Consider the following 2500-nt stretch of genomic DNA (forward strand, 5'->3'; position numbering starts at 1 on the left):
GAAACGCAAAACCCCCGGTGCTTTCGCACCGGGGGTTTGAGTTTCGAGATCGTATAGAGACCATATGTTTTTGGCAGACCTTGCAGTGACCTACTCTCCCAAGCCTTGAGACTTAGTACCATTGGCGCGGAGGAATTTGACGGTCGAGTTCGGGATGGGATCGGGTCTTGGGCTCCTCGCAAGAACCACAAGGTCAGCGAAAAACATATGGGTGAATTCTGGTTTTTGTTCTGTATTGGACCAACGACGCGCCCATGCAAGGCGTGTTGGTCTGGTGTATTCTAACCGATCGAGATCACAATTCTATGCGGACATAGATTAATGAGAACGATCAAGCCAATCGAGCTATTAGTACCGGTAAGCTTCACATATTGCTACGCTTCCACACCCGGCCTATCGACGTGGTGGTCTTCCACGGCTCTCAAGGGAATACTCGTTTTGAAGGAGGCTTCCTGCTTAGATGCTTTCAGCAGTTATCCCGTCCGAACTTAGCTACCCTGCAATGCGGCTGGCGCCACAACAGGTCCACCAGAGGTTCGTCCAACCCGGTCCTCTCGTACTAGGGTCAGCTCTTCTCAATATTCCTACACCCACGGCAGATAGGGACCGAACTGTCTCACGACGTTCTAAACCCAGCTCACGTACCACTTTAAATGGCGAACAGCCATACCCTTGGGACCTGCTCCAGCCCCAGGATGTGATGAGCCGACATCGAGGTGCCAAACAATGCCGTCGATATGGACTCTTGGGCATTATCAGCCTGTTATCCCCAGCGTACCTTTTATTCGTTGAGCGATGGCCCTTCCACGCGGGACCACCGGATCACTATGACCGACTTTCGTCTCTGCTCGACTTGTCAGTCTCGCAGTCAGGCAGGCTTATGCCATTGCACTCAGCGACCGATTTCCGACCGGTCTGAGCCCACCATCGCGCGCCTCCGTTACTCTTTGGGAGGCGACCGCCCCAGTCAAACTACCCACCATACGCTGTCCCGGACACTGTTATGCCGCGGTTAGACATCTATGACGATAAGGGTGGTATCTCATCTTGCGGCTCCACAGAAACTAGCGTCCCTGCTTCAAAGCCTACCACCTATCCTGCACATGCCGACACAAATGCCAGCGTAAAGCTATAGTAAAGGTGCATGGGGTCTTTCCGTCTGACCGCAGGAACCCCGCATCTTCACGGGGAATTCAATTTCGCTGAGTCTATACTGGAGACAGTGGGGAAGTCGTTACGCCATTCGTGCAGGTCGGAACTTACCCGACAAGGAATTTCGCTACCTTAGGACCGTTATAGTTACGGCCGCCGTTTACCGGGGCTTCAATTCAAGGCGTTAACCTCTCCTTTTAACCTTCCGGCACCGGGCAGGCGTCAGACCCTATACGTCGTTTTGCAACTTCGCAGAGCCCTGTGTTTTTAGTAAACAGTCGCCACCCCCTCTTTTGTGCCACTCCTATAAGGTTGCCCTCATAGAAGTCATGCTTATCCCGAAGTTACGCATGCAATTTGCCGAGTTCCTTCAGTATAGTTCTCTCAAGCGCCTTGGTATACTCTACCAGTCCACCTGTGTCGGTTTAGGGTACGGTCAATATTGGTGGAGCTATTTCCTGGAACCGGCTCATCGCACCCCCAATCCAATAAGGGGATACGAACCTGCGCGATCCGTCACTACCACCTGGTTCACGAATATTAACGTGATTCCCATCGTCTACGCATTTCTGCCTCGACTTAGGGGCCGACTAACCCTGCGCTGATTAGCATTGCGCAGGAACCCTTGGACTTTCGGCGAAAGTGTCTCTCACACTTTTTGTCGCTACTCATGTCATCATTCGCACTTCCGATACCTCCACGGCCCCTCACAGGTACCGCTTCGCAGGCTTACGGAACGCTCCGCTACCGCTTGCACGTAAACGTGCAAACCCTAAGCTTCGGTGCATAGTTTTAGACCCGGTACATCTTCGCCGCAGGAACGCTTGACCAGTGAGCTGTTACGCTATCTTTAAAGGATGGCTGCTTCTAAGCCAACCTCCTGGTTGTCTAAGCATTCCCACATGCTTTCCCACTTAACTATGACTTGGGGACCTTAGCTGTAGGTTAGGGCTGTTTCCCTTTTGACGATGGACCTTAGCACCCACCGTCTGTCTCCCGAGTAGTACTTCTGGGTATTCGGAGTTTGGTTAGGTTTGGTAAGTCGGTGAGACCCCCTAGCCCATCCAGTGCTCTACCCCCCAGAGTATTCGCTCGAGGCGATACCTAAATATCTTTCGCGGAGAACCAGCTATTTCCAAGTTTGATTGGCCTTTCACCCCTAGGAACAAGTCATCCCCGTAATTTTCAACTTACGTGGGTTCGGCCCTCCAGTAAGTGTTACCTTACCTTCAGCCTGCTCATACCTAGATCACTTGGTTTCGGGTCTAATCCAACTAACTTAACGCCCTATTCAGACTCGCTTTCGCTGCGCCTACACCTAACGGCTTAAGCTTGCTAGTTAGACTAA

General features: G+C 52.0%; 2 rRNA genes (1 of these 2 cut by a window edge). Both read right to left on the reverse strand.

What is annotated here, in order from left to right:
- Positions 1 to 77 precede the first annotated feature (77 nt).
- Positions 78 to 193, reverse strand: a 5S ribosomal RNA gene (rrf, locus tag K1177_RS18280).
- Between the two features lie 134 nt (positions 194 to 327).
- A 23S ribosomal RNA gene (locus K1177_RS18285) occupies positions 328 to 2500 on the reverse strand (it continues 550 nt past the right edge of the window).

The sequence above is a fragment of the Devosia aquimaris genome (assembly GCF_020169335.1).
Taxonomy (GTDB): domain Bacteria; phylum Pseudomonadota; class Alphaproteobacteria; order Rhizobiales; family Devosiaceae; genus Devosia; species Devosia aquimaris.